The following is a 23,993-nucleotide window of genomic DNA, read 5'->3' on the forward strand; positions in this document are numbered from 1 at the left end:
TCACATCCACCACCCAAAACGCATAAAAATATAGAACACCAACCATATCAATGCTACGCATGCTATCCAAAAGATATTTAAATACTTTAATTTTCTTTCTTCTAAATAAAATACTTTATTGTTAACCTCATTTTTATTATAAGTTAAAGAGATGTCACACAAAGATTTATTATCACAAATAAATGTATTTGCAGTAAAAACAACAGAAAAAAAACCACATAAAACTAAGGTAGAATATGATTCCTTGGTTATCGGTACCAAATCAAATTTTCTTAATGCTATCCATGCAGTTGCAATTGTAAAAAACAAATAACCAAACAATGCACCCAAATCCATCCTATACCTATATGATGGTGCATTAGCAAAAAATGATGCAATCAGAATATAAAGCTGATTACTAACATAAGAAATATTTATAATATAGAGAACAAAGAAAAAGAAACCCAATTTACCGAAGTTAAATAGGCTTGCTATACCATAAGTGATCAAAAGAATCAAAATGGCAATACTATTAAATGCTAGAGAATAAGTAACACCTGCAATAAAGCTTTGATGCTTATCTTCAAAAAAAAATATTCTCACTATTCCACCTTACTTTATATCTATATCAAGATAATGATTAAAAAAAGCTTCATGCTTTTTATAATCATCTCGCTTATGGTAATCTAAAAAAAATAATATTTTATCTTGATCAACAATATTTCCTTCTAAAGATTTCATAATATGAAGTAAAAAGTTTTGATAAAAAAGTGACATTCTAAATGGGTTTTTAAACCCTTGTATTAAAGCCCCTAAAATATTCTCCCTACATGCTAGGATAGGAATAAGTAATGAAAGCTCTGTATGGTTAAATTTAAATATCTGATCATCTTTTCCTTTAACAGTAAAAACCTCATTATCATTAACAATATATAAAATACCAAATTGACTAAACCTCCAATCTGAATCAACCTTTTTCTCAGTAGCCATTAGGGTAAGTGAGGTGCATAACACCCCCATATTAATTGAAAATTCAGCATCCAGTACCCGCGCAACATCTTGTCTAAGACCAAGGCTTATCAGACACTCATTTAAGTCAGTTGCAAAACCTTGTAAGCTTACCAAGTCGGATATTTGTGGTTCGAATTGAGATATATGAAACTTTCCACTAATCATTTTTTAAATGATCCCTGCAATTTTACAAACCTTTCAGATCGCTTCCAACTGCTTTCAACAGCAGATGCTTTGGGATTGTCCATTTGTTTCGCTTTATCCAACCACTCCTTTGCAAGAGCCATATCTTTTGCATATCCATAATTTCCATAGAAATATGCATTAGCCTTTAGAAGCATTGCATCACTGTCATCTTTATCAATTGCTTGGTCCAACCATTCTCTTGCTTTTACATTGTCTTTTAAAACGCCCTTCGTTCCAGTTGCATACATATCTACAACTTTAGCGAATGCAGGCAAATATCCATTATCAGCAGACTTAAGATAAAGTTGCCCTGCTTTTTGGTTATCAATGCTTTCTCCCATTCCGGCTTCATAAATAACACCAAGGTTGTAATCACCCATTGCACTTCCGTTAGCTGAGGCTTGTTCTAGCCATTTTTTTGCTCGCTTCAAATCTTTTGGTACCAACTCTCCCTTTAAATAAAGCATACCTATGTTGTTTTGTGCGTCTGGTAAATTCTTATTGGCTGCATTTGTCATTAATTGCACGCCTTTTTTATAATCTTTTTCGACATACATACCCGTTAAATATAAATATGCTAATGAATATTCTGCTTCTGGGTAGCCCAATGCAGCAGATTTCTTTAGATATTCAATTGACTTATTATTATCTTCTTTTACATAAAATCCATTTTGATATAACAAGCTTAGGACGTACATTGCTTTTGCATTGCCTTTCTCTGCAACACGCTGAAACAATTGAACTGTTTTAATGGAATTTTCTGTGTCATCAGATTCTACTTCCATACCGTCTTGCAGAAGATATAACAGCGAGAGTCTATCGATAGCTAGATCATCGTTAAGATCAGCAGCTTTTAAATAATTTTCCTCAGCTTTTTTTACATCATGAGTAACACCTTTCCCCATCGCGTACATATCACCCAACGCAACAAAAGCCGGAGAATATTTTTTGTCTGCGGACTTTTGATAGAAGTTTAAAGCTTGTTTGTTCTCCTTACCGTTGAAACCAATAAAGGACAGGTTTCCAAGATTAAAATTTGCTATTTCATCTCCCTCAAGAGCGGATTTTTCAAAGAAGTTTTTTGCTTTATCGTAGTCACCTTTACCTAAAAAAATAACACCTAGCGCATTCATCGCATCCACTGATCCACGATCAATGGCTTTTTGATAAAACTGCTCAGCTTTTGTAAGATCGACTTCAACTCCTTTACCTTCTTCATACTTAACGCCGAGTTTATAGAAGTATTCTGCTGATCCATTATCGACAAGTATTTCTTCTTCGGGTTCCTTAACGTCATCTACTTGAACTTGATCGAAATTTTCAACAACAGTCGGAGCTGCATCCTCCATCGAACTATTGTACAAATTTGGAGTGGTACAACTTGAAAACATTAGAGAGGAAAGAACTATTGATAAATACTTTTTCATAAAACCACTTAATAAAGAATATTAATTTAATATTTATTATAATACATAAATTTTATTATAATGTTTTAATAAACTATATTTACAAAATTAGGATCGTGGTATGTGTTTTAAAAATCTCTTTTTCTTATTTTTTGCAGCAACACTAACTATTTCCGCTTATGCCGCACCGATAAATTTCGATAAAGAAGTAACGGTGCTTTATGCCCCTACAATTACAATCACTCCAGATCAGGATTCAAGTAAATTTCCTCATTCTCTGCTTGTGAAATTGCTCATAACCAATGAGGGATATGTTGAAAAAGTCTATTTTGTTAATGGTATCAATCCTTTGGTAAAAAAAAGAATAGAAAATGAAATGCGTTATGCGAGGTTTTCACCATACTTAAAGCAAGGGATTGCAGTTAAAAGCATAGTTCCCTATGTCGTAAATTTTTATTTTTTAACAGAAGAAGAATATGGCGGGCATTAAAAAACCCATTATGAAAATGGGCTTCGATCAATTTAATGATCCATCAACTTTGGTTGAAGTAAGGTCAAACCTTTACGGCTAATCTACTGCATCCGCTATAGATTATTAAACATTAAAAAATATTTGTCAATCAACTCTCATCAAAACCTTTCATCGATTTTCTGACTTTATCTAATAAATGGGATGGAGGATTATATTTCTCTAAAAGATAATCATCTGTTCGCCCTAAATACATTTCAATAAGTAAGACTTTCTCCAATACCATTAGGCTGTGATTTTTCTCATATACCTTTGTAAAAAAAGGCAATAGTCTTCTAAACTCTGCTTTTATTTCTCTAAATTTTGGTGTTAAGTAAAATATTTCATCCCGATAATCTTCAAGTATTTTTTTAACTTCATTCCGTTCTAAATCGAATTTTTTTGCAACCAGATCATAACTTTTTACTTCATCGTAGTACGCTAGAACGACAGCCTTTTCAGCCAACTCTTTTGCATAATCTTTAATTTTTAAATCACTTTCATAACGCTCTATCCAATACCTAACTGTATGAAGATTAATGTTATACTTTTTACTGACGAAGCTTTTGTTCTTGGTTCTAAGATAACTTTTTACCACTTCATCAATAAATTCATCTGAATATCGCATGAGTTATCAAATTAATATAAAATAATAGACAATATACCACATTATTGCAGTACATCTATGAAGAATAAAATTGGTTTTTTGCTATTTGCCTTTTCTACTCTACCGCTTCTCAGTTTTGCTCAAGCACAAGTCGATGCAAACTTAATTCCTGTAGTATCATCTCAAACATCCGGATATGATACTTTCAACGCTTACGTGCTGAAAAATTCCATTAAACGAAAAGGGAATAAAAGCACCTTTAGTTTACTCTTAACGGGCGTGTCTACATCAGAAACTACTCAAAACTTCGACCCCACTCCCGTATCTTCTGATAACAAAATTGACGAATATGATTTGGATGATGGAAGAATAGTATTGAATGTTGAAATGAATTGCGCAGCAAAAAAAACAGTTGTTAAAAAAATTCTAAGCATAGACAATGAGACGGGGAAATTCAAAGAACAAATTAATGAAAGTACTGACCAAGACTTCGATATGAATACAGCTTTACACCCTATTGTTTGTCAATAACTATCGGACCGCCGATTTATAGTTCTGAAATGTAATTGTTGGACCAAATTTCTTTTTTATATCGATTCTTTCGATTTTATGGACCATCCATTTCTATAATTTACAACTTACCCCCTTTTGCTTTTTTACTCTTTTTTTTGTCGTTAGCTAAAACTTTTAGTGACATTCCTAAGATTTTGGAATGCCACTAGGGAGCTAAAATTATTGATATGTTGGTGATATATTCTTCATATAACCTCTTGCTATATCTTTAATATCAGGACTTGACGCATTTTCAAAAATTTTTCGGATATTACTTGCCAAGCTCAGGTCCCCACGCATGATGTCATAATCAGTCGGTGCGGCGCAGCCTTGCTCATCAAGGTTATCTTGAACATGCGATGCTGCAACAACCAATGCAGGCACACGATCAATTTTGAACATCTTGAAAGCATCAGGATGTATAAATAGTTCAGGCGGAGTTTTAATGTCCATCGTATTCATGAAAGCTTGAGTACCTGCAAATTTCAAAGGATCAGGACCAATATTTCCATTCAGAAAGACAGCTATACCAAGTTTTCCCGCATCATTCAATAATGCCTGCAATGTTTCTTTAGGCATCGATGATGAAATGAATAGGTAGGCTCTACCAGTCGTAAAATCGCTTTGTCCCCCTTGCCCATTTTGCGAACTTTTGTCTTTCAAAAGAGCCTCATTATATTGTTTGGCTATTTTCTCAAGATCAATTTGTCCCACCTGATTTTTCAATTTTTTATCATTTATATAATCAGGAGTTGTTTGAGGAGGAACTTCTATTTGACCCAATTCAAGACGTTTAGCTACTGGATCAGGTAGCTTTTGTCCTTCTGCAATTTTTACGCGCTCAAGTACACTGGTGGCTTCTTTCTGTTGCTGATTTAAATCTACATTTGGTACAGGATTTTCTCGTCTCACTCGTTCTATATCAATATAACCAGTGGATTTTAAATCTTTAACATTTGTGCCAACTGCTCTGTTTTGATCTACAGGGGCAGAATGAATTTCCATAGCTGCTAATAACATTATTAGAGCCAAAAACGATTTTTTATGTTTTTTCATGTTTAATCACCATATCCATACACTTTTTGGCAACAATCTCTCTTACGGTAAATTTGGAAAGACATATCTTCACCTTTTACTGGATAGTAACGTCCTGTACCCCAAATAAGAGTTGTGCGACCGAATGGCTGACAACATTGCTTTGATTTTTTCATTTCAACATCTGCTATACCCGCTCCATCATTTACAGCTCCAGTTTCACCACCAGTACTAGAATTCGAGCCTGCAATTGCCTGTGACATAGCTTTTGCAATAGATTTAGTCTGACTTACAGGATAAGTCATACTATATTTGTATTGACGCTTATTCATAAGCAACTGACGATAACCGCCACAAAGTCCATTGTTTCCGTAATAGCTCAAATTAATTCCAACACGATGCATCTTATTCAATAATCGCAACATGACGACACCGCTCGAGTCCATTGTAGATACTGATCCATCAATTTTACCCGTCATTGGATACATCAAACCATTACATCCTACACACCAATGAAGTGGAGCTATGCCAAAATGCGCAGTGGCAGCTACACAATCTCCAGTACAAGCTAAGACCGCAGGAAGTGTTCCGTATAAGTACCCGTCTGGTGAAAGCAAGTTTGCATACTCAGCCAACAACCAAGATGGATCAACTTCGGTTAGGTATCCGACATCAAACCCTTTTTGTTCAAAGCATTTAGAGTTATCCAACATTTGTCCAATGATATACATCACCGGATTAATGTAGTAGTGAGCTTGGAAAAATGTGCTTGTATGCTGTTGATCTTCCTCTTGCCCAACGAATCCCGCAGTATCTCCTGTGAATGAACCAGTATCAGCGAACGAAACCCCTCCAAGTGCAACCATACAATAGGGTTTGGTTGTTACATCCATCACACGCGCCGGCTCGTAGAAACTTATAGGAACGCCGATATACAGATCACAAGTGCAAAGGTACTGTTTCCACCCTGTTAAATCCTTTGTCCCATCTTGACCGCCTTTGTAAAAAATGCTCGATATTCCAATAGGCATAATACAGCTCCAACACATACCTGTAATTGGATTCGTAAATTCTCCAGTACAAACAAGATTTTGTTTCGTACTTCCACTCTCCTCAGCATAGGCATTTGTGGTACCCACTAATACCAAGGCACTTATAATAAGCAAACAAGCTGAGAGAAAATTTTTCGTATAACGGCAAATTCCTTTTATGGCGTATACAATCGCCACATTAAAATTAAAGAGCGATTTCATCTACTTTCAACCTCATTTCTTGTTGCGTTACATAACTTGGCGTTTTTTGAATATCTAAACGATTAATAAATTCGCCAGTTTGATCAAACCAAAACTGAAATTTGTGCTTAACGCTTAAGTCATACCAATTACCGCTTACTAAAATGATGAATGTTTTTGGGTTTTTTTCACGTAGTTTTACAGCCCATTCAACCTGTTTTGGATCATCACCATCAATGAATGCCATAGGATGTGAGATACCCATTTGCTTAAGTGGATTAATATAATCTCCTTTTCGCGCAATATATTTCCCGTCTGGCATTTGAATATCCATTTCAAGAATAATTGAAGGATCAACTAATCGAGTTTTGTTTGACTTGGCGTGAGGTAGCTCCGTGCCTTTCGGTCGCTTAAACCCTTCCATAGTTTCTTGAATATATTTCTGTTTGAAGGTTTCCCATTCACCAGAATCAATCATGCCTTGCAACTTACCTTGGATAGCTTCAATAAAATTAATCTCTGCAACGGGATATGTATCACCGTAGGTACCAAAGTCTTTAGCAAGTACAGAGTGGCTAAAGGAAAAACTAGCACTAACACCGATAACCAATAGAATATTTCTATATCTGGGTTTAAGCATTTTTATATCCCTAATCTTATTTCTTATTCGCTTTAGAAATTGCTACTTTATCCAGTTTGTAATCAAGCTCTCCGGCAGATACAGCCCCCGCAACCACGGACCCATCTTCTAAGATCGTCATAGGTGTACCATCAAAACCGAGTTCGCGTGATAATTGAACATTGGAATCAACTGGATTTTCACACATACCATCTGATGTTGGTTCTATACTTGATACCAAATATTCTCTCCAAGCTTTTTGCTTGTCTTTAGAACACCAAATCTTTTTAGAAATATTTCTTGCGTCTGGATGGAGACTTACTAAAGGATTTGTGAATACATAAATCGTAACATTATCCAGTTTCATCAATTCTGGTTCGAGACGTTTACAAAATGGACATTGAGGATCACTGAATACTGCTAATTTCCGTGATCCATCACCTCTCTTATAAGTAATAGCATCTTTAATAGGTAGAGAACTGAAATCAATTTTCTTTAACTCATCACGTTTAGGAGAAGTTAAATTAGATTGATCTTTCATTCGAATAATGTCACCAAATAAAAAGAATTCGCCAGTTTCATCTGTATATGCCAGATTTTTACCCAGAACCACTTCATAGACACCTTTTATGGGAGTTTCGTCTACAGAAGCCACCTTAGTTGCGGGATAATTCTTTTTTAAATTTGCCTTTAAAGTCGCAATATCAGCATTCGCAGATACAACGGATGCTGATAAAGTCAAACCAATTAGTAACTTTTTGAAAGTTTTCATAAATACTCACTTATAAATTTTAAAATTTGACATTACTGGTATCTGGGCTGAATCATCTTGTGACTCAATAACCGGTTCTGGTCTTAAATCCGAATTTGATTCGGCTCCATCATCTTCTTGAAATGAATTGGACTGATTACTAACACTCTGCTCTTGTATTTCAGTCGGTGGGACGGACGTTCCAGATTGAAGAATGCGGTGATTATCTTTAACGATCTCCAAAATCTCGCTTAACATACGTGAGTCTATTGATTCTTGGTTAAGGGGTATTTTGGGTGGCAATAAATCTGGAGCATTAGCTCCGCCCCTAACTAATAATCCGTTCCTGTTGTACCACCGAAGGATTTCAATCATTATTTTTGGAAATGCACCATACTTAAGTGTATTCACCCATTTCAGAATTTCTGGGTCTGAATCACCTCTAATGATTATCTTGGCTTCCTTCGATTTCATAAGCTTAATCCGCGATGCTAGAAGGATCATTTAAAGCTTGAGAAATACCAAATTTCCTCATACCAATTGCAACGGAAAAACGAGCATTCTCCGCCAACTCACATTGTCTCCAGATTTGTTTAAGCTCGTTGTATACTGACTCTGATCCTCCACCGGCGATAATGATGTGATCAATTGTCCGCGCCTGATTTCCAATATAATTTTTAACATCCTGCACGACTGTACTAACTGTCATCGGAACAGATTGTTTAACTAGATCGCTAACGTCTCTAGTTTCACCAAACTCTTTTAATTTGCCAGTGCGCATAATTTCTTGGCATTCGATCAAAGTTGTGGATGTGCCTTGTGCATTGAGTTTATTTTGCAGTTCGCTAACTGCCTTATACATCCCAACACTTGATCCTGAACTTTCCTGAATCCATTGAAAATTATTCATCAGTAAAATGTCAGTCGTAAAATGTCCAACATCAATTACTGCAAACTTTTTCATAGCAGCACTTGTGCCGTTTGGTTTATATCGACCTTCATCATTTAGTAAGCAATCCTGAAAAACGCCCCACGGCTGTGGTACTGGTAAGACTGCGCAATTGAATACGGATTTGACTTGTTTAAAAAGTAACTCAGAGCTTGATTCGAAAGTATTAACAGGTAATCCTGCAACAATCATTTTTGGCACTACTCCATAAGACTTAAGGTATGTCTTAGAACGTATAAGAAGGGCTTTATGCTCCACACCTTCCAACCAATTGCTAACTAAACCGACTGTTTGACTTGCACCTTGCTCTATAGCTGTTTCACCAATAAAAAATTCCTCACCATCAACTTCAATAGTGTTTTCACGGGTGACTTTAGGGTTCGCATCATAGGTTAACTTTCGTGCAGGACTAACCACTGATGGAATAAAGTGGGTTTTTACTTGATTATTAAATAGAAATGCAATCTTAACGCCACTTCTACCAACGTCTAGCCCAACCACTACTTCCTTCGGATTTATTTTTGCCAATTTGCATCGCTCCGTAACAATCCAAGAATTAAACTATTATAAAAATAATAGAAATTAAATAATTCTAATAATAATATATTGTATTTATTATTTCCAATAATAAATAAAATGTTAAATAAATATTAATTTATTGATAAATAAAAAAGGGTCCATCTAGGACCCTTTATAAATTTCATTTATTTAGCGATAAACACGCAGCAAAGCACCATCAAGATATGTGTTAGAGAAGGTGTTTTCAAACCATGTCAAGCCATCTCGTGCGAAGTAAATATTTGTAAAGAGTACATTCATAGCCCCCACGTTCTCTGCTGTTTGCCATGTTCGTGTCATGATCGCAACTGCACGACCATTTTTATCATATTCAACAAAAACCGGATCATTATCGAATGTATTTGTTGCACCGCTAAATTCTACAACTTCCTGACGTAAACCCGCATTAACCCTACCACTTATATAACTCTTATATACACGTACTTCATGCCCCTGTGCCTTTGCTTGGTCCACAAAGTATTTTGCCGGCAAGTCTTTTTCAGAATTATAAGAGTTAGTTCTAATACGGCGTAATGCCTCTTGAGCATTACCTTCATGATTCACATCACGGCGCAAAAAAATAGTGCCACGATCTTTAGACTTAAGTTGAAAATTTGCAGCAATCAATGGTTTTGCCAAATGAATTTCAAATGTTCCTTTTTCATCTCGCGTTGTATATAGAAAGGCATCACGAATTTTGGTATTTGCCATATTATTATATAAATCTTCTTGCTGTTTCGATATGGCTGTTGAAATCGCAGAAGAAGCTTTTTCAATTGCCTGACAACCAGTAAAAGTCCCCATAGTTGCCACCAACATTACAGAGAGCAATATTTTTTTCATATAAAGTCCAAAATAATTATTCAATAATATTAAAATAATATTATCAAACAAAAGACAAATCTATAGTTTTAAATAATAAATTATTATTTTTTGCAAACTCCCTCAAATCATCACCGGATATTCCATTCTTCTTCGCAACACGTTGAATACATGTATTTTTTCCATTTTCATAGAAATATTTGATTTGATTTTCAATCATTGAGCCTATGTGTGAATATTCCATAAATTTTGATAAATCATTCCAATCACTATCATTTGAGTATTTTTCTTCATCTGGAAATACAGGAAAAATGAAAGGTGAGTTGTGTAGATAGGAGTATTCAAATCCTTTGTAAAGTCCAACTTTAGTTTGTTTTTTACGGTCATTATCAGTACATATAATAACTTCTACGTGCGCAAACTTTTCTTTAAGCAGCTTTAGAACCACCCCAATATTGTGAACATCAAAACACACAAAGATGACCCCATCCGTTGCAAGATACAAACTATAACCCGTGGCATAACCCTCACAGAGATAGATACGTTTTGTTGATTTTTTCCAATCCCCCAAACAATAAAAAGCCCCCACCGTTGAAATATCTATACGTTGAAGCTTTACACCCTGATCAGTAATTCTCTGATAAGTAACAAATTGAAGATCAAGATTTATAGCCGGAATTAATAAATCTCCTTTGCGAATAAAAAAGTAATCCTTATCCTTGTGTTCTTTTTTAAATTGATTGTAATAAGAGCCAATTTTTAGGTCCTGTTTACAAATAATTAAGCCCCTACCCGCAGGAACACCTTTCTTTTGCAAATATTTCTGTTGATCTGGATCAGCTCTTTCATCTTTTAATGATAAATATTCCTCTAATGCCTTCTTGCTTAAATTTAACTGCAACTCGCGTTCTCTGCGCTCCTTCTCAGCTATGTTTTTTTTATATTCTGCCTCATTAAATTTTGGCTTATTTTTCGATATTGATTTATCTTTTGGTTCATACCAAAAGTAATTGGTTTGTGGCTTAGATACCTCTTTCCCAGTTGTTTTATCAACTACACTAAACAATGTCCAAATGATCATAGGATTGCCAGAAGTCGTTAAGTGACCATCAACATATTTATAGCGACCAAAAGCCTTGTTCTTATAGCCATCTTTAAAAAACCGCCCCCCTTTCGAGGTGTCATCGAATGATTTTTTTAGATAAAAACCTTCGGATTTTAAAAGGTTTTCGAATTGCATTAAGAACTCTTGATGATTGTACCCCAGATTAGCCATATTGCTGCTTTACCTCACCTTTATCATCAAGGAATAAAAAGCTTGTCCATACATCAATTTCACTAAGATGCTGACCACCATTCATTTTCACATTCTGCATTATGAACATTGCATTGTTCTTATATAGAGGTTGCGTATTCCCACGTTCTTTATAGCTTTTGATTGTTGCTGATATGATATTAAGCGTTCTATCTGACGGACGAATTCTTGATAAATCGATCGAAGGGTCCTTTTCACAACAAATTTGAATATTTTTTATTAACGTTGTATGTGAAATACCTTTTTGATTTAGCAAATTTTGAATTGGGTCATTAGATGCGGACAAAGATGTTTTAATATCTCTTTTCTTAACACTTGTTGATCCAGTTTTACGCTTATATTTGAAATTTTGGTTGGTACCCTGAGTTAACAGCCAACCATTTGCTTTGCATTTAGCAAAAAAGCTTTTATGGTCCTTAGAGAAGTCTTTATATGTCGCATATTTTGCTTCATTAATTATAGATAACTCTCTAAACCGGACATCAGCTTTACGAACAATTGGAACAATCGAGGTAGCCATCTCATTCAAGCCTAGTACACGCATACCATCAAGACTTCTTAATCTACTCAAAGCAACATATCCCTGCCCACTTTCAAAAGTTCCAGACAAGTCAATTTCAGCCCGATCCAAAGTCATACCCTGACTTTTATGAATCGTTATAGACCATGCAAGTCTGAGAGGCAATTGAACTACACTTGCTATTTCGTCACCTGAATCATCCAAAATAGCCCATGACTCTGGTTCAACGAAAATTTGACCACCGGTCGTTAATTTCACTACAGGAATTAAACCGTGATCATCATGCTTATATGTTCCCGTTACTATTCCAGTACTGCCATTACAATAGCCCATTTCTTCATTGTTTTTTGTGAACATGACCAATGCGCCAACTTTATATTCAAATGTGTCTGGTATGCGGCTTTGATTTTTAATCATGTCACAAAGCCCTGCCGCACCATTCATTTCAATATCATGTGTAAACGATTTATTATTAATTTTGGCTAGATGTTCAGAATTGATTCTGTCTACATCTTCATTATGGGTATATAACTTTGTTATATCACCACCATCCAGTAAGTTTGTTCTCGTGCCGCGAATTAATTCCAGACTTTCCGGTGTTACCGCATTATCACGAATTTGATTTAGGATTGTTGTTAAAACATCTCCATTTTGTCTGTATTGTTTTGTTAGATAGCAGATTGAAAAATTAGCCTCAACCCAAGAATCAGACATAAAACAGAACTTTTTTGCACCAGTGCCGTTTCCTTTTTCTACTGGAGGCAATTGAAAAAAATCACCGCAAACAACTAATTGAATTCCACCAAACGGCTCATTACTCTCCCTACAATATTTGAGAACTTGGTTTAACATTTCAAATTGCTTAGAGTGCAGCATTGATATTTCATCAATAAAAAGTACCGCCGTATCTTTAATTGATACTTTCTTCTTCTTTATTTTATCCAAATCTTTAATGGATAAAGAATCTCTTACGCCTATCCCACTCCACGAGTGTATCGTGGTGCCCTTTAAATGACTTGCAGCAATGCCAGTGGAAGCAGTGATAGCATACTGAATACGGTTCTTTTTAAGATGACCGATATATTGATTTAAAGTATAGCTTTTCCCTGTACCGGCAGAGCCAGAAAGAAAAACGTTTGCACCAGTCTTTAAGATATTAAGGGCTAATTCTTGTTCCATGCTACGAAAACCGGCATAAGTTAATTTAATATATAATATACCACTTTTTTGCAATACTTACAAAAACATTTTTTTCAAGCAAAGTAATTCAGTTAAAAAACTTCAATTTAATTTGCGATCAAATTATAGTATAAATATAGATAATATTTCACTAATGATGGATTTAAAAATGATTAAAAATATATTTTTAATTTTAATTACAACACTTAGTTCAGCTACATTTGCAAATACAGAAGAAACAAGGACTTATAACCAACCTCCAGTTGTGACTGGTGAATTTGAAGTTGAACAGGAAGATCAAAAACATCTGGCTAAACTAGCAAAAGACACAGATACAATTCAAGTTGAATCTGATTTTTTAGGCATTAAAAAATTTGCAAACGAAACTTTTAACAAAAAGAAAATAAAAGAACGTTTCGATGAAGGTGTAGCAAAACTACGTGAAGATGAAAGTAGCATTAGCACAGGAAAACTTGATAGATAAGTCAACTTAACCACCGAATGTTAAATTAATTATTATTAATAGTTTAACATTCATTTATAAATCTTTAATTGTTATTAAAAGAAATCAATTCTATAATATTTTTAATTCAGTAAGTTTCAAAAAATCCCAACTGAATAGCTTTTTATATAAATTAGAGTGATTCCCAGATGACAGAACAAACCATTAACATTCATTCAGCAGAAAACCTTGAAGAAACAACTGGAAAGTACATAATTGGAATAAAAAATGGGGTTGCTATGGTACGATACCCGAACAAGCAAAAATTTCGTGCCGAGGTTGCAGCAGATGGTTTTGATATAATTACGGTAAATGAAGTAAATGCTAATTTAATCTGGAAAAAAACTATAAATCTTTCAGTACAAATTGTTGAACCGATGAATATGAAGCGTAAAATCTAAATTACGCTTTTTTTGCTTTGCATACTGCAATAGTTTTATTACATTCACCTACATTAAAAAAACCTATATGACATTGGTTTATAGGTATATCCAAACTTTTCGCTAACCACTCATAAGCTTCTTGCCGAGCGGCAGTTTTTGAGTATCCTTCTAATATTTTACCCTTCCAAACTTTATCAAATTCGGCATGAGCTAATACCCTCTTTTTTCTTAAATCTGATTTTGCAAGTGTACCGAACGGTTTCTTATTTATATCATGCATTCCTACCCATGCTTCGCAAGGTTCACAATAGTAAAATTCCTTATTGCTCAGTTTATGCCCTGCCCCATACAAAACACCACCTTGTACAACTTTAGAAATTGCATTGCAATATTGGCAACGGACACGTCTATAGAAAACTTTTCCTGCTTTGGCTTGTTTGCTATTTTCCATAAAATCCTAATATACAATCTTAAATTTTTGTTCGAATTGATGAATCGCCGTGTCCCTACCCTGTTCATAGAAATACTTAACTTGCTCATCAATCATATTACTCATATCCACATCAGATTTAAAATCTTGTAATTCATTCCAAGTTTTAAATTGCTCATTTTTTTTACAAGTCGGAAAAACAGGGAAAATGAAAGGCATATTAAATTCTTTAGCATACATCAAGCCCTTCTTAATTCTGGCTTGGTTTTTAGTTAATAAATCTTTTGCAGTAGCAAAAATAAATTTAGCATCATTTTCTTTGAAGATTACAGACCGAGCCACGTCAGCAATATTTTGTACGTCAAAACACACTAGAACCGTTTTATTTTTTACACGATGTAGTGTGCTACCAGTTAAATAATCTTCACATAGAATATATTCTTTATCATTTGAAGGATATGGACCAATAGCAAAGAATCCTCCTTTGATGCTCGAAGCAATGCGGACATTTTTTGCATTAATTTTATTAACCGATAAATAACTTAGAAAATCACCGTTAACATTTCTAATTGGAATCAATAAATCATTTTTATCTACTTTAAATGTGCGTCCGGCATCAAGCGTAGCATCACCTACATGGTTATGTTCAACAACGAATTTCTTTTTAGCTAATCTCAGCCCCTGAGAAGCAGATACACCATTATCTTTCAAATAGGAATGATCAGACTCCAACGCTTGCCGACCGGCAATATCCTCAAACTCTGTTTCTAGCATTTTTGAAATCGCAGAAGGTACTCCCGCCAAACTATGATTTTCAATTACATTATAATTATTGCTGAATTCGCCATTGATGCTGTCTCTAATAAGTACTTTATACACGCCTCCATTTTCGTTTGGTTGTACAAAATTATACTTACCAACAACCGTATTATCGAATAAAGATTGGATTGATCCCGAATCAAAATTTCCTAATGAGTCAGGAACTACTTGGAGATTTAAATCGTGTAATTGTTTATCTAATGCAATTAACATATTTGGTGTTGAACGGGATGAACTTGATAAAACATTTTTAGCCTTATCAAAAACCTTTTTTTCTCCTTTCATAACTGAAATTAGATAGCCACATGCACTTAAGAATAAGTATGACAAAAAGCCAAAACCAAAAACGTAAGCAACAAGAGATAATAAGTCAGTCATAATAGTAAACCTTAAGTTCATGTTAGAATTATAAAATATATACCGCAAAAACACAATATTATATATATTATTTTTTAATAATTGTTTTTAAGAAATTCTTTTTGCCGATCGGCAAAAACCTACTTGAGAAATGAAAGACAAATTTTGAAATTTGTCTATTTGCTATTAAATAGCTCATCCTCTTATTAGTTTATTATAGTTACATGAATTTGCCGATCGGCAAATTTGTTTACATAAAATTTACTTTGATAATATTCTTCTCACCCAATCAGAAACCAGATTTACATTTGATTTAGCTGCATCCGTAGCTAAATTGACCATTTCTGATCTATTCTGCTTTACCATAGAATTTACTTGATTGGAAATTGGAGGAATGTTTTCTGAACCTTGCTTTGGTAATTGAAAAAAGATTGCACTTGAATTGTTCGATGCTACTCGAAATGATTTCATGTTAACGGCTTCATGAGAATTTACAGGCAGAATAAAGCGATAATTAAAAATCTCTGATTGCGAGGCTTTTGGAAAGAACTTTATACCACTGTAAAGCTGTAATTGGTTAATAGACACGTAGTCATATCTGCCAGATTCATCATTGATTGCAACATACGCTCCGGCAACATTCAGTTTTGGGAACAACACAACTTTATATATATGGCTTGGGACCAAGACGTTGTTCCCAATTTTTCTTAATTTATTTCCAAGAAATAATGGACCAGTAATAACATAGACAGGTTGATTGTTCCTTGTAACAAATGCTCGTAAAGCTTCTTCAATCAAACGCCATTCTTCTTGATTGTTATGAGGACTTTGAGGAATCATATTAACAAGTGAAAAACTTTCATATTGATCTTGAACAGTGAACCGATCGGCACTCGGAGACAAATGCCCACGATCAAATGATGAACCTCTGTAGTCTGTTAATAAACTTCTATGTTGGAATGGTATGCGTTCTTCCTCATGGAAAGTATTATTCCTTTTTATTTGATACGCCGCTTTTAAAGATTCCGGTGTTAATAGTGATGCAGACCAAAGACCTGTTTTAGATATACCAGAATAACTGACTGCAAAGCCTGAAAAACATAATTCATAAATGTCCTTAGATAAAAGGGCATTTTCAATAATAGGTGGAACTTTTGCATAGAAAATTTTATTGCAACGTTCCAAAGTACTTGCATTAGAGCTGGCACATGCAAAAAAAAGTAAAAATGATAAGCTCTTAATTATTTTCACTATCTTTTCCTTTATCTTTTATATTGAGTCGCTCAGATATACGGTATTTAAGTCGGGAAACAGTATTGTTGATATGGGTTATACTATAGTTCCATCTTTTGATTGCCTCATATTCATTATTGAAAAGTACATATTCTTCTGGATTTAGGACAACAATTTTCGTTGCTAAATCAGTACCTATTTTTAAATCAAAAAAATCAAAGAGTGAATAAAAATGAAACTTCCCGAATTTTTTTAGGAATTGCATGACATCCGAATTAAACTCAATTTTTGCCGATCGGCAAAACGTGAAAGTTTTATCCTGATTCAAACATTCAGGTACAATATCAATGAATTTCCCTTGGTTCTCAAAGGTCATTAAAGAATCCAAACGCCGTTTGGCATAATTGGTGATTGTAAAACTTGCCGTTCGCGAACAAAAGTCACCCTGACTAATGCTATTTAATAGTTTGGAAGGGGGCGGCTCATTTTGTCTGTTCGGAATTTTTGGTAAATCTGTTTCTTCTACGATGTTCAACTCAATAGCTTTTCTAAAGACTTCATTGATACCGTCAATACTATCTAAATATTTTAGATTTGTTGAAGAAAAAATTTCCATTTAAGCATAAGGCACATGTAATAAATAATAATATTAACAATATATTATATTTATTTCAATTCAAAATAAATTACTTATGTTATTGTTTTTTTTAGGAATATCTTTATAAAAATAAAAATTACTATAATTTATCTTGTAGCTAAATTGCAAATTTAGAATTATTAAAATATTAATGTTTCATTAATATTAACATTATTTATAATTTATAGCATAATAATAGTTTATATTCTCTTTTCGCAAACAGACACATCAGGCATTAAAAAATGAAGTTAAGAGAGCATCCTCACAGATTTCAAATCTTATGTGGGTTAATTTGCGCAAGTCTTTTTACTTTACTTACCATTTATGTATCATTTAGTGATAGTAAAGCTAATAAAGCTTTTCAAAAGGGTAGGGTAGGTCAGCAGGCTGCTACAGGACGTTAAATTTGCCGATCGGCAATTGTCTTTGTTTTCTAAATTATTTGCGTAAGCCAATAATTGTATGCGTTAGCTATGCCATCAAAGCATTGAGTGTCAGCGAAAATGCCGCAGCGAAAGCGAAGCAAATTTTGGTTTTGAACCTCAAAATGAGATTCAAAACCCGAAAATTAAAACAATTCGAGCTGTAAAGCTAGTTTGATTTTTCCATCTACAAGCATCTTACACTTATGCTTTTTCGTTGGACCTTTTGTCGTTCTAGTTTCATCATACAAACTTTTAGAGTCGTTATAAGAATTAGTCTCAACGTGCAGTGTTGCGTTATTAGTTCTCCCTGTATCTGCATTTTTAAGTTTTGAAGTTAAGCTACTAATTTCAATAGCATTTTCTAAAAGAAGTTCTTCAAATTTCGCCTCTGGTTCAACATCCGACAAAGCTATTTGAATTAAATTAAGTCGCAACTTCTTGTATTGAAATTCTGTTTCTTTATCAAATACTTGACCAATTTTTGGTTTTATCTGCGAAATAATTTCGCTTGCATTTTTAAGTTCTGTGCTAATTTTGCATTCAACTTCATTAAACTCAATACCAATACGTTTTGACAACGTAATAAGCATACTTGCGACATTGATAACAGTTATTTCGTGTTTTTTGATAGCCAATCTTGATATTTCGTATTCCTCATCAACTGTGGTGACAACTAAATGACAATTCATCGAATTTTGTCTATGTAAAGGCAAGCCAAATAAACAACCTAGTTCGTCAGAGTCGTAAGCCGTAATAATTTTATATATAACCTCCGCAGCTCCAATAGAATTTCTAAATACTTCACCAGTCGGAGAAACATAATGGAATGGTTTATCCTTATCTTTCAAACATTCTTTTACCATTGTTTTAGCGCGTGAGTAGGAGCAGGGGATAGCATCTATGTATATCTTAGCTTGTTGCTCTTTAAGTTTTAGTAAGAATTCAAGAGCATTCCCATAGTTAGTAAATATCTGATCATTGATACTGATATTTAACTGCTCAGCTCTAAGAATAGCTTCCTCATATAAAGGGGCGTAGTAATTCAATGCGCTTTCCAGATAACTTTCCCGCTTACTAGGTAATGTATTTAATGCCTTTTCAGATTTTGAAACTTGCAAAACAAAATTAGCTTGTTGTCTTGAATAGTTTGCTTTTAAACGTTCAATTTTTTGTATCTCAGCTTCTAACTCAACCCGCTCAAGCATTAAGGGATTGCCGGTCGCCAAAGCAGCAATTTCTTTCATGCTTATGGCATCAGCCTCAGCACCAAAATCAATAGTATGCTGCCCGTTATAGTTTCGGAAGATACCAATCATTTTCAGCTTAATACTGTTTAGCTCCCACATTCGCGCATCAGAAGAATGTTCAGTCACATAACAGCTAATGCCAACCTCAAACATATCGCCTAATAATTCAAACAGTAGATTTCCTTGTCTTAAAATTCTTCCTTCTCGTTGTTCAATATCACTAGGTTTAAAAGTAATGTCCGCATGGTGCAAATGAACTAATCGCTTTTGAACATTTGTACCACAACCCATTTTTGCAGTAGAGCCTACCAAAACTCGAATCTCACCAGAATTGACTAGATCAAAGATTTCCTGTTTTTCTTGGTCTGTTTTTGCTTCTTGAATGAATTTTATTTGATTACTTGGTATCCCCAATGAAATTAAATTGTTTTTTATTTCCTGATATGCCGACCAGTTAGAATCTTGTGCCAATCTGATAGCTTCTATTTCATGCACATTAAAGCATTCCAATCGATCTTCAAGTATTTGTATTGCGGTCTCGTTTTGTTCATCTATAGCCTTATTCAACCTACCAATAAGTGAATCATATTGTTTAATGAGTTTCACATCACTATTGGATTTTGGAACAGAACGATCAAGAAAAATTAATTGAGTTCCTTTTGAATGATTCCATTCGTTATATATCGAAAACACATTATTGGCTAAAGCTGTAATTTTGCCTCCTGTTTCACCAGAATACTTAACGGGGTCTACACATCTGGCAGATAAGGATAGTTTTCTTGCTAAATCCATCAGTCTTAGACGTTCACTATTGCGATCCTTCAAATCGGAAATATTTTCCAATTTTTCATATCGCTGCAAGATTTGATCTAATATTTCTCTTTGTTCAACTGTCGGCTTAACAACATGTGTTTGACGACCGCCATTCGCAACACGAGGAACAGGGAAATCTTTACCTGTAGTCTCTCTATGAATTCTGTTTAAATCTTCTTTACTGATAGAGTCTGCAAATTGAAACCATAAGCCCATCATTGAACTTAAGTTTCTCCACTCCCTTGCAAATCGCGTTACTTGTTTTAATTTACCTGATTCAGTAGCTTCAAACTTTGTTACGTTATCAGCATACAACCGCGCCCAATTATCGAAATGGTCTAAGTTCAATTCTTTAAGAATATTAGGAATTAAGAAGCGTTTGATATTGTAAATTTCAACAGCACTATTCGATACTGGCGTACCGGTGTAGCAGCCCGCAGAACCATTAATACTATGTAAATACAAAAATTTGATATACATATCAAAAGCACGGTAGGAACCACTAGGATTACCCATTCCTACAACGTTATTTAAATTGCTGTAATATTGAAGATTTTTATAGGAATGAAATTCGTCCACCTCAATATTATTGACCCCAAGCAGATCAAATGTAATCAATTTATCTTCACGCTTAAGGTTTAATCCATTCGATAATTTTTTCTCTAATCGTTTTTTCAAAGTCACAAGAGCTTTTGCCGTTCTACGCTGACCACTATTTGTCTCAATTTCTAATAAGGCATTTTCGACCGTATCAATTTCATCTTGTATAAATTTATCTTGGATTGAATCACTTAATTTAATAAATTCAAAAGATGAATGTGCCATGATTACTACATCATAATCACCAGTTGCAATCCTGCAAAAAAGACGTTTACGGTTTTTCTTTGCAAAATCATTAGGTGTAGCAGCTAAAACTTTTGCCGATGGGAACAATCTATATACATCTGCTGCGAATTGGATAACTAAATGGTTTGGGACAATAATTAACGATTTTTTTGTTAACCCCAATTGTTTTCTCAACATTGCTCTGGCAATGGAAATAAAGCTTTTCCCTGCACCAACTGTATGATCATAAAGGGTAAATTGTGAGAGTACACCACGGTAGATCGCATTTAGCTGATGTTGCCTAAACTCAATGATCGAATCTGGCACTTTACCTTCTAAGATAATATTTGAGCCTTCAAACTTTGGAACTACATAAGAATTAAACGTCTGGTTATAGATTTCTTCAAGGTTTTCTAAAAGGTGCGTTTGACTGTATAACCATGTAATAAATTCTTGCTTCATTGTTTCTGCAAGAGAGATTGCTAGTTCAGTTGCTTCTGCATCAAAAACTTTTACATCACATTTTTTTATAGTGCAATAATCATTTCGAATGATTCTTATTGTAACGTTATTAAATAGATGTTCAAGAAGCTTAAGTAAACTCAAGTTATCTGTACTATAAAGTGCTGATTTCGCAGCACTTGGTGTACATACTAGGTCATATACGTTTGACACTCTTTCATAAAAGATTTTCGCGTTTGGATCATCGGAAATATAACGAATAAACGATTCATATAAGCTTACTGGTAGCCAAGTCATCCCTAGTGATATTGAAATATTTTCTAAGTGAATATATTCAGGTTGAACGGCTAGAAGTGCTTGCTCAGCAATTGCATCACCATTACTTTGCGCATATTTAAGTTTCTTTCTGACATTTCCAGATAGATAGACACTCTTATGAACCCATTCATAAATTTGGTGATCAAAAAAGATTTGCGGGGTAGGGGTGTTTGTATAAAGCTGATCTATAACTTGTTGATTATCCATATCTAACAGATCAGCCATATATTGTATATCAACACCTCCTTTATAACTTAAAGACAAACTCAGTGCATGAGCGCAATCAACAGCCTTTCTTGGTCGAATTTGTTTGAATATCACACGTTGACTAAAAATAGCTGCTTTGGTTGCATTCTCATCTTGAACAATTCGATAATTTTGTTTGCCGGTCGGCAAATATCCCACAAATTCCTTAACAGGTTTTTTATAGCCATCCTCTAAAGCAAGTAGCAACCCCGCATCTGGCAAATCATTAATTAAACTTAATGTTGCACTTGCATTGATATATCCAAATTTCTTTAAAAAATTATCGTATTTGGTATTTAAAATAATTCTGTTACTTTCAATTTCATCAATACTACAATCATTTGATTCAAGTTTGAGCTGTTGATTCAAGCATTCGCGCAGATCGACTAGAAGCTCCAATTTTTTCATACGTGTTTTGCCGAGCTTAGATCGAACGCCAATTTCATCAAGTTCTATAAATTGTTTTTCGTAAACAATTCTACCATTAGAGTAGCCTTGGTCATTGACCTCGTAAACTTTATTGCCTAGTTCATCAAGCTTCGGAATTTTAGAATAATAATTTCCACTGACATGAAAAACATATTTGTCGGACCAAACCGTATCTTCACACAATATTTGAGTTTTGTACCTGAAACCAGAATCAACATCTTGCTCAATAATTCTATACAATTCTCCTGTCTCGGTCTTATCAATTACACCTATTTCCTTACCCGACATTTCTATATACAAGTGAGCTACCAGAGCATCAAATTCAGTCTGAATTTCAACTAGATTCGGTACTTCTGCATCTTGATTGACTTTAAAAGTAATATCTACCCAATTTGTTAGGCTTACTTCTAAATTAGCAGTCGGAGCAATAAATAACTCACGACCAAACGGACCGCTTTTAAACTCAATTTGACCTGCAAGATTTTCTGGATTTTTACTAAAAAATCGATTTAAAAAGAGATTCTTCCCATTTTGATCATCAATGACATCTGCATTTACCCATACAGGAAAACTTACACCATCTGTACCATATTTTGAACGTGCAAAATTTTCATCATTTAAACATTTTCTTTTAAATACAAGAATATCCGTAATTACCTCTGTATTAGAGGTTGTACCATCTTTAAATGCACCAGACGGCAATCGGAATGCTGAAACTAAATCAGCAAGAAACGAAATTTCTTTTCTAGCTTGCGCATCTGAACTATCTAATACATATCGAGAAACAACGAAAACGGCGTACTTATTATGTTTTAAAGACTGTAAACTTTTTAAAATGAACTGATTGTGAATAGAGAAGCGATTGTATTCTAAAAAATCCGTTAAATTTATGCCGAAATCTCCATAAGGAGGATTGCCGATAATGAGGTCAAAGCATCCTTGTTGTAATGGCAAATTTTCGAAACCAGTTTCGAAAATATATGAACCTGTATTATTGATAAGCTTTGCAATTCTCGCGCTTACTGGGTCATTTTCGACACCTATAAAACGCATATTTTCAGGGGAAGGGCATTTGTAAATGAATTTACCTGTACCGCAACTTGGTTCAAGTACTACACCTTGATCTTGCCCAAGGCGCGCTATTATTTCCCACATCGAGGAAATGATAACATCTGGTGTATAAAATGAATCTGTAATCGAAGCCCGTGCGGCTGTGTATTCAATATCCGCTAAAAGTTCTCTTAGGAGAGAATTTCGAGTTGCCCATTTTTCAGAAACAAAACAATTTTCAGAGTCAGGAAATACTTTTGCAAGACTGCCCCAACCAATATACCCCTTTAATATTTCTAATTCATTTTCAGTAGGGAGGGTGCCGTTAGCTTCATGTTCTTTTAAACATTTAATTGCTTCTATATTATTATCAAAATGATGAATTTCTAAAAAAGATAATTTCTCTAAGTTCATTAAATATGCTCCAAAGTTGATTTTATAATTATACAACTTATACCGCATATTTAGCATATTATAATAATATTTAACGACATATTCTGTCGCTTTTAAAAACATTAGATTCTAATAAGCACATGTTTTAATTAAAAAATTAAATCGTGCTATTCGTTGAATAGCACTCTGGATGCG

At 34.2% G+C, this 23,993-nt stretch carries 22 protein-coding genes; 4 read left to right on the forward strand and 18 right to left on the reverse strand.

Features of this window, described 5'->3' with window-relative positions:
• Genes E2583_RS03935 through E2583_RS03945 form a run of 3 tightly spaced genes read right to left on the reverse strand, consistent with a single transcriptional unit; the run spans position 1 to position 2,603 of the window.
• Positions 1-582: a hypothetical protein gene (locus E2583_RS03935; RefSeq protein ID WP_291593370.1), complete on the reverse strand. Its 582-nt coding sequence runs from the start codon at positions 580-582 to the stop codon at positions 1-3.
• 9 nt (positions 583-591) lie between these two features.
• Complete coding sequence (locus E2583_RS03940) at positions 592-1,155, reverse strand: hypothetical protein (protein ID WP_291593372.1); 564 nt, start codon at positions 1,153-1,155, stop codon at positions 592-594.
• Positions 1,152-2,603 (reverse strand): tetratricopeptide repeat protein, encoded by a 1,452-nt coding sequence (locus E2583_RS03945; RefSeq protein WP_291593374.1) that lies wholly within the window; start codon positions 2,601-2,603, stop codon positions 1,152-1,154. The genes E2583_RS03940 and E2583_RS03945 overlap by 4 nt, the downstream gene beginning before the upstream one ends.
• Positions 2,604-2,703: 100 nt before the next feature.
• On the opposite strand from E2583_RS03945, the gene E2583_RS03950 reads away from it, so the two are divergent.
• Complete coding sequence (locus tag E2583_RS03950) at positions 2,704-3,072, forward strand: hypothetical protein (RefSeq protein ID WP_291593376.1); 369 nt, start codon at positions 2,704-2,706, stop codon at positions 3,070-3,072.
• Between the two features lie 130 nt (positions 3,073-3,202).
• Here the strand turns inward: E2583_RS03950 and E2583_RS03955 are convergent, their stop codons facing one another.
• The gene (locus E2583_RS03955) at positions 3,203-3,718 is read right to left on the reverse strand and encodes a hypothetical protein (RefSeq protein WP_291593378.1); all 516 of its coding nucleotides are present in this window, start codon (positions 3,716-3,718) and stop codon (positions 3,203-3,205) included.
• A gap of 57 nt (positions 3,719-3,775) precedes the next feature.
• On the opposite strand from E2583_RS03955, the gene E2583_RS03960 reads away from it, so the two are divergent.
• Complete coding sequence (locus E2583_RS03960; RefSeq protein WP_194596743.1) at positions 3,776-4,228, forward strand: hypothetical protein; 453 nt, start codon at positions 3,776-3,778, stop codon at positions 4,226-4,228.
• A gap of 201 nt (positions 4,229-4,429) precedes the next feature.
• Here the strand turns inward: E2583_RS03960 and trbC are convergent, their stop codons facing one another.
• The 9 genes from trbC to E2583_RS04005 all read right to left on the reverse strand — a co-directional run bounded on the left by trbC (position 4,430) and on the right by E2583_RS04005 (position 13,229).
• Positions 4,430-5,305: a type-F conjugative transfer system pilin assembly protein TrbC gene (gene trbC, locus E2583_RS03965; protein ID WP_194596744.1), complete on the reverse strand. Its 876-nt coding sequence runs from the start codon at positions 5,303-5,305 to the stop codon at positions 4,430-4,432.
• Positions 5,306-5,307: 2 nt separating this feature from the next.
• On the reverse strand, positions 5,308-6,537 hold the full coding sequence (locus tag E2583_RS03970; RefSeq protein WP_227592124.1) for a TraU family protein: 1,230 nt from the start codon (positions 6,535-6,537) through the stop codon (positions 5,308-5,310).
• On the reverse strand, positions 6,521-7,156 hold the full coding sequence (traW, locus tag E2583_RS03975) for a type-F conjugative transfer system protein TraW (protein ID WP_194596745.1): 636 nt from the start codon (positions 7,154-7,156) through the stop codon (positions 6,521-6,523). The genes E2583_RS03970 and traW overlap by 17 nt, the downstream gene beginning before the upstream one ends.
• 16 nt (positions 7,157-7,172) lie before the next feature.
• On the reverse strand, positions 7,173-7,907 hold the full coding sequence (locus E2583_RS03980) for a DsbC family protein (RefSeq protein ID WP_194596746.1): 735 nt from the start codon (positions 7,905-7,907) through the stop codon (positions 7,173-7,175).
• Between the two features lie 6 nt (positions 7,908-7,913).
• A complete protein-coding gene (locus tag E2583_RS03985; protein WP_291593384.1) occupies positions 7,914-8,360 on the reverse strand; it encodes a hypothetical protein in 447 nt (148 codons plus the stop codon).
• A gap of 4 nt (positions 8,361-8,364) precedes the next feature.
• Entirely contained in the window at positions 8,365-9,363 is a 999-nt protein-coding gene (locus E2583_RS03990) for a ParM/StbA family protein (protein ID WP_194596748.1), read from the reverse strand.
• Between the two features lie 180 nt (positions 9,364-9,543).
• Entirely contained in the window at positions 9,544-10,287 is a 744-nt protein-coding gene (locus E2583_RS03995) for a hypothetical protein (RefSeq protein WP_291593386.1), read from the reverse strand.
• Positions 10,280-11,455, reverse strand: a complete 1,176-nt coding sequence (locus E2583_RS04000; RefSeq protein ID WP_291593388.1) for a hypothetical protein — start codon at positions 11,453-11,455, stop codon at positions 10,280-10,282. The genes E2583_RS03995 and E2583_RS04000 overlap by 8 nt, the downstream gene beginning before the upstream one ends.
• A 28-nt stretch (positions 11,456-11,483) precedes the next feature.
• Positions 11,484-13,229, reverse strand: a complete 1,746-nt coding sequence (locus E2583_RS04005) for a PIF1 family DEAD/DEAH box helicase (RefSeq protein ID WP_291593390.1) — start codon at positions 13,227-13,229, stop codon at positions 11,484-11,486.
• Positions 13,230-13,398: 169 nt separating this feature from the next.
• On the opposite strand from E2583_RS04005, the gene E2583_RS04010 reads away from it, so the two are divergent.
• Together E2583_RS04010 and E2583_RS04015 are read left to right on the forward strand one after the other, a co-directional pair.
• Positions 13,399-13,713, forward strand: a complete 315-nt coding sequence (locus tag E2583_RS04010; protein ID WP_194596752.1) for a hypothetical protein — start codon at positions 13,399-13,401, stop codon at positions 13,711-13,713.
• Between the two features lie 167 nt (positions 13,714-13,880).
• On the forward strand, positions 13,881-14,132 hold the full coding sequence (locus E2583_RS04015; protein WP_194596753.1) for a hypothetical protein: 252 nt from the start codon (positions 13,881-13,883) through the stop codon (positions 14,130-14,132).
• A gap of 1 nt (position 14,133) precedes the next feature.
• Here E2583_RS04015 and E2583_RS04020 read toward each other — a convergent pair whose 3' ends face one another.
• The 5 genes from E2583_RS04020 to E2583_RS04040 form a co-directional block, all read right to left on the reverse strand.
• The gene (locus E2583_RS04020) at positions 14,134-14,565 is read right to left on the reverse strand and encodes a zinc-finger-containing protein (RefSeq protein WP_194596754.1); all 432 of its coding nucleotides are present in this window, start codon (positions 14,563-14,565) and stop codon (positions 14,134-14,136) included.
• Between the two features lie 6 nt (positions 14,566-14,571).
• Positions 14,572-15,741: a hypothetical protein gene (locus E2583_RS04025; RefSeq protein ID WP_291593392.1), complete on the reverse strand. Its 1,170-nt coding sequence runs from the start codon at positions 15,739-15,741 to the stop codon at positions 14,572-14,574.
• A gap of 240 nt (positions 15,742-15,981) precedes the next feature.
• The gene (locus tag E2583_RS04030; protein ID WP_194596756.1) at positions 15,982-16,971 is read right to left on the reverse strand and encodes a DNA/RNA non-specific endonuclease; all 990 of its coding nucleotides are present in this window, start codon (positions 16,969-16,971) and stop codon (positions 15,982-15,984) included.
• Positions 16,958-17,569 (reverse strand): hypothetical protein, encoded by a 612-nt coding sequence (locus tag E2583_RS04035; protein ID WP_194596757.1) that lies wholly within the window; start codon positions 17,567-17,569, stop codon positions 16,958-16,960. Before E2583_RS04035 ends, E2583_RS04030 begins: the two co-directional genes overlap by 14 nt.
• A 589-nt stretch (positions 17,570-18,158) precedes the next feature.
• Entirely contained in the window at positions 18,159-23,819 is a 5,661-nt protein-coding gene (locus tag E2583_RS04040) for a hypothetical protein (RefSeq protein ID WP_291593394.1), read from the reverse strand.
• Between the last annotated feature and the right edge of the window lie 174 nt (positions 23,820-23,993).

This window comes from Comamonas sp. (assembly GCF_009360615.1).
In the GTDB taxonomy this organism is placed as follows: Bacteria; Pseudomonadota; Gammaproteobacteria; order Burkholderiales; family Burkholderiaceae_C; genus Comamonas.

Bases quoted from the DNA above. Each gene is read 5' to 3' on its own strand.
- E2583_RS03940 (WP_291593372.1), bottom strand. From the start codon at position 1,155: ATGATTAGTGGAAAGTTTCATATATCTCAATTCGAACCACAAATATCC.
- E2583_RS03945 (WP_291593374.1), bottom strand. From the start codon at position 2,603: ATGAAAAAGTATTTATCAATAGTTCTTTCCTCTCTAATGTTTTCAAGT.
- E2583_RS03950 (WP_291593376.1), top strand. From the start codon at position 2,704: ATGTGTTTTAAAAATCTCTTTTTCTTATTTTTTGCAGCAACACTAACT.
- E2583_RS03955 (WP_291593378.1), bottom strand. From the start codon at position 3,718: ATGCGATATTCAGATGAATTTATTGATGAAGTGGTAAAAAGTTATCTT.
- E2583_RS03960 (WP_194596743.1), top strand. From the start codon at position 3,776: ATGAAGAATAAAATTGGTTTTTTGCTATTTGCCTTTTCTACTCTACCG.
- trbC (WP_194596744.1), bottom strand. From the start codon at position 5,305: ATGAAAAAACATAAAAAATCGTTTTTGGCTCTAATAATGTTATTAGCA.
- E2583_RS03970 (WP_227592124.1), bottom strand. From the start codon at position 6,537: ATGAAATCGCTCTTTAATTTTAATGTGGCGATTGTATACGCCATAAAA.
- traW (WP_194596745.1), bottom strand. From the start codon at position 7,156: ATGCTTAAACCCAGATATAGAAATATTCTATTGGTTATCGGTGTTAGT.
- E2583_RS03980 (WP_194596746.1), bottom strand. From the start codon at position 7,907: ATGAAAACTTTCAAAAAGTTACTAATTGGTTTGACTTTATCAGCATCC.
- E2583_RS03985 (WP_291593384.1), bottom strand. From the start codon at position 8,360: ATGAAATCGAAGGAAGCCAAGATAATCATTAGAGGTGATTCAGACCCA.
- E2583_RS04000 (WP_291593388.1), bottom strand. From the start codon at position 11,455: ATGCAATTCGAAAACCTTTTAAAATCCGAAGGTTTTTATCTAAAAAAA.
- E2583_RS04005 (WP_291593390.1), bottom strand. From the start codon at position 13,229: ATGGAACAAGAATTAGCCCTTAATATCTTAAAGACTGGTGCAAACGTT.
- E2583_RS04010 (WP_194596752.1), top strand. From the start codon at position 13,399: ATGATTAAAAATATATTTTTAATTTTAATTACAACACTTAGTTCAGCT.
- E2583_RS04015 (WP_194596753.1), top strand. From the start codon at position 13,881: ATGACAGAACAAACCATTAACATTCATTCAGCAGAAAACCTTGAAGAA.
- E2583_RS04020 (WP_194596754.1), bottom strand. From the start codon at position 14,565: ATGGAAAATAGCAAACAAGCCAAAGCAGGAAAAGTTTTCTATAGACGT.
- E2583_RS04025 (WP_291593392.1), bottom strand. From the start codon at position 15,741: ATGACTGACTTATTATCTCTTGTTGCTTACGTTTTTGGTTTTGGCTTT.
- E2583_RS04035 (WP_194596757.1), bottom strand. From the start codon at position 17,569: ATGGAAATTTTTTCTTCAACAAATCTAAAATATTTAGATAGTATTGAC.
- E2583_RS04040 (WP_291593394.1), bottom strand. From the start codon at position 23,819: ATGAACTTAGAGAAATTATCTTTTTTAGAAATTCATCATTTTGATAAT.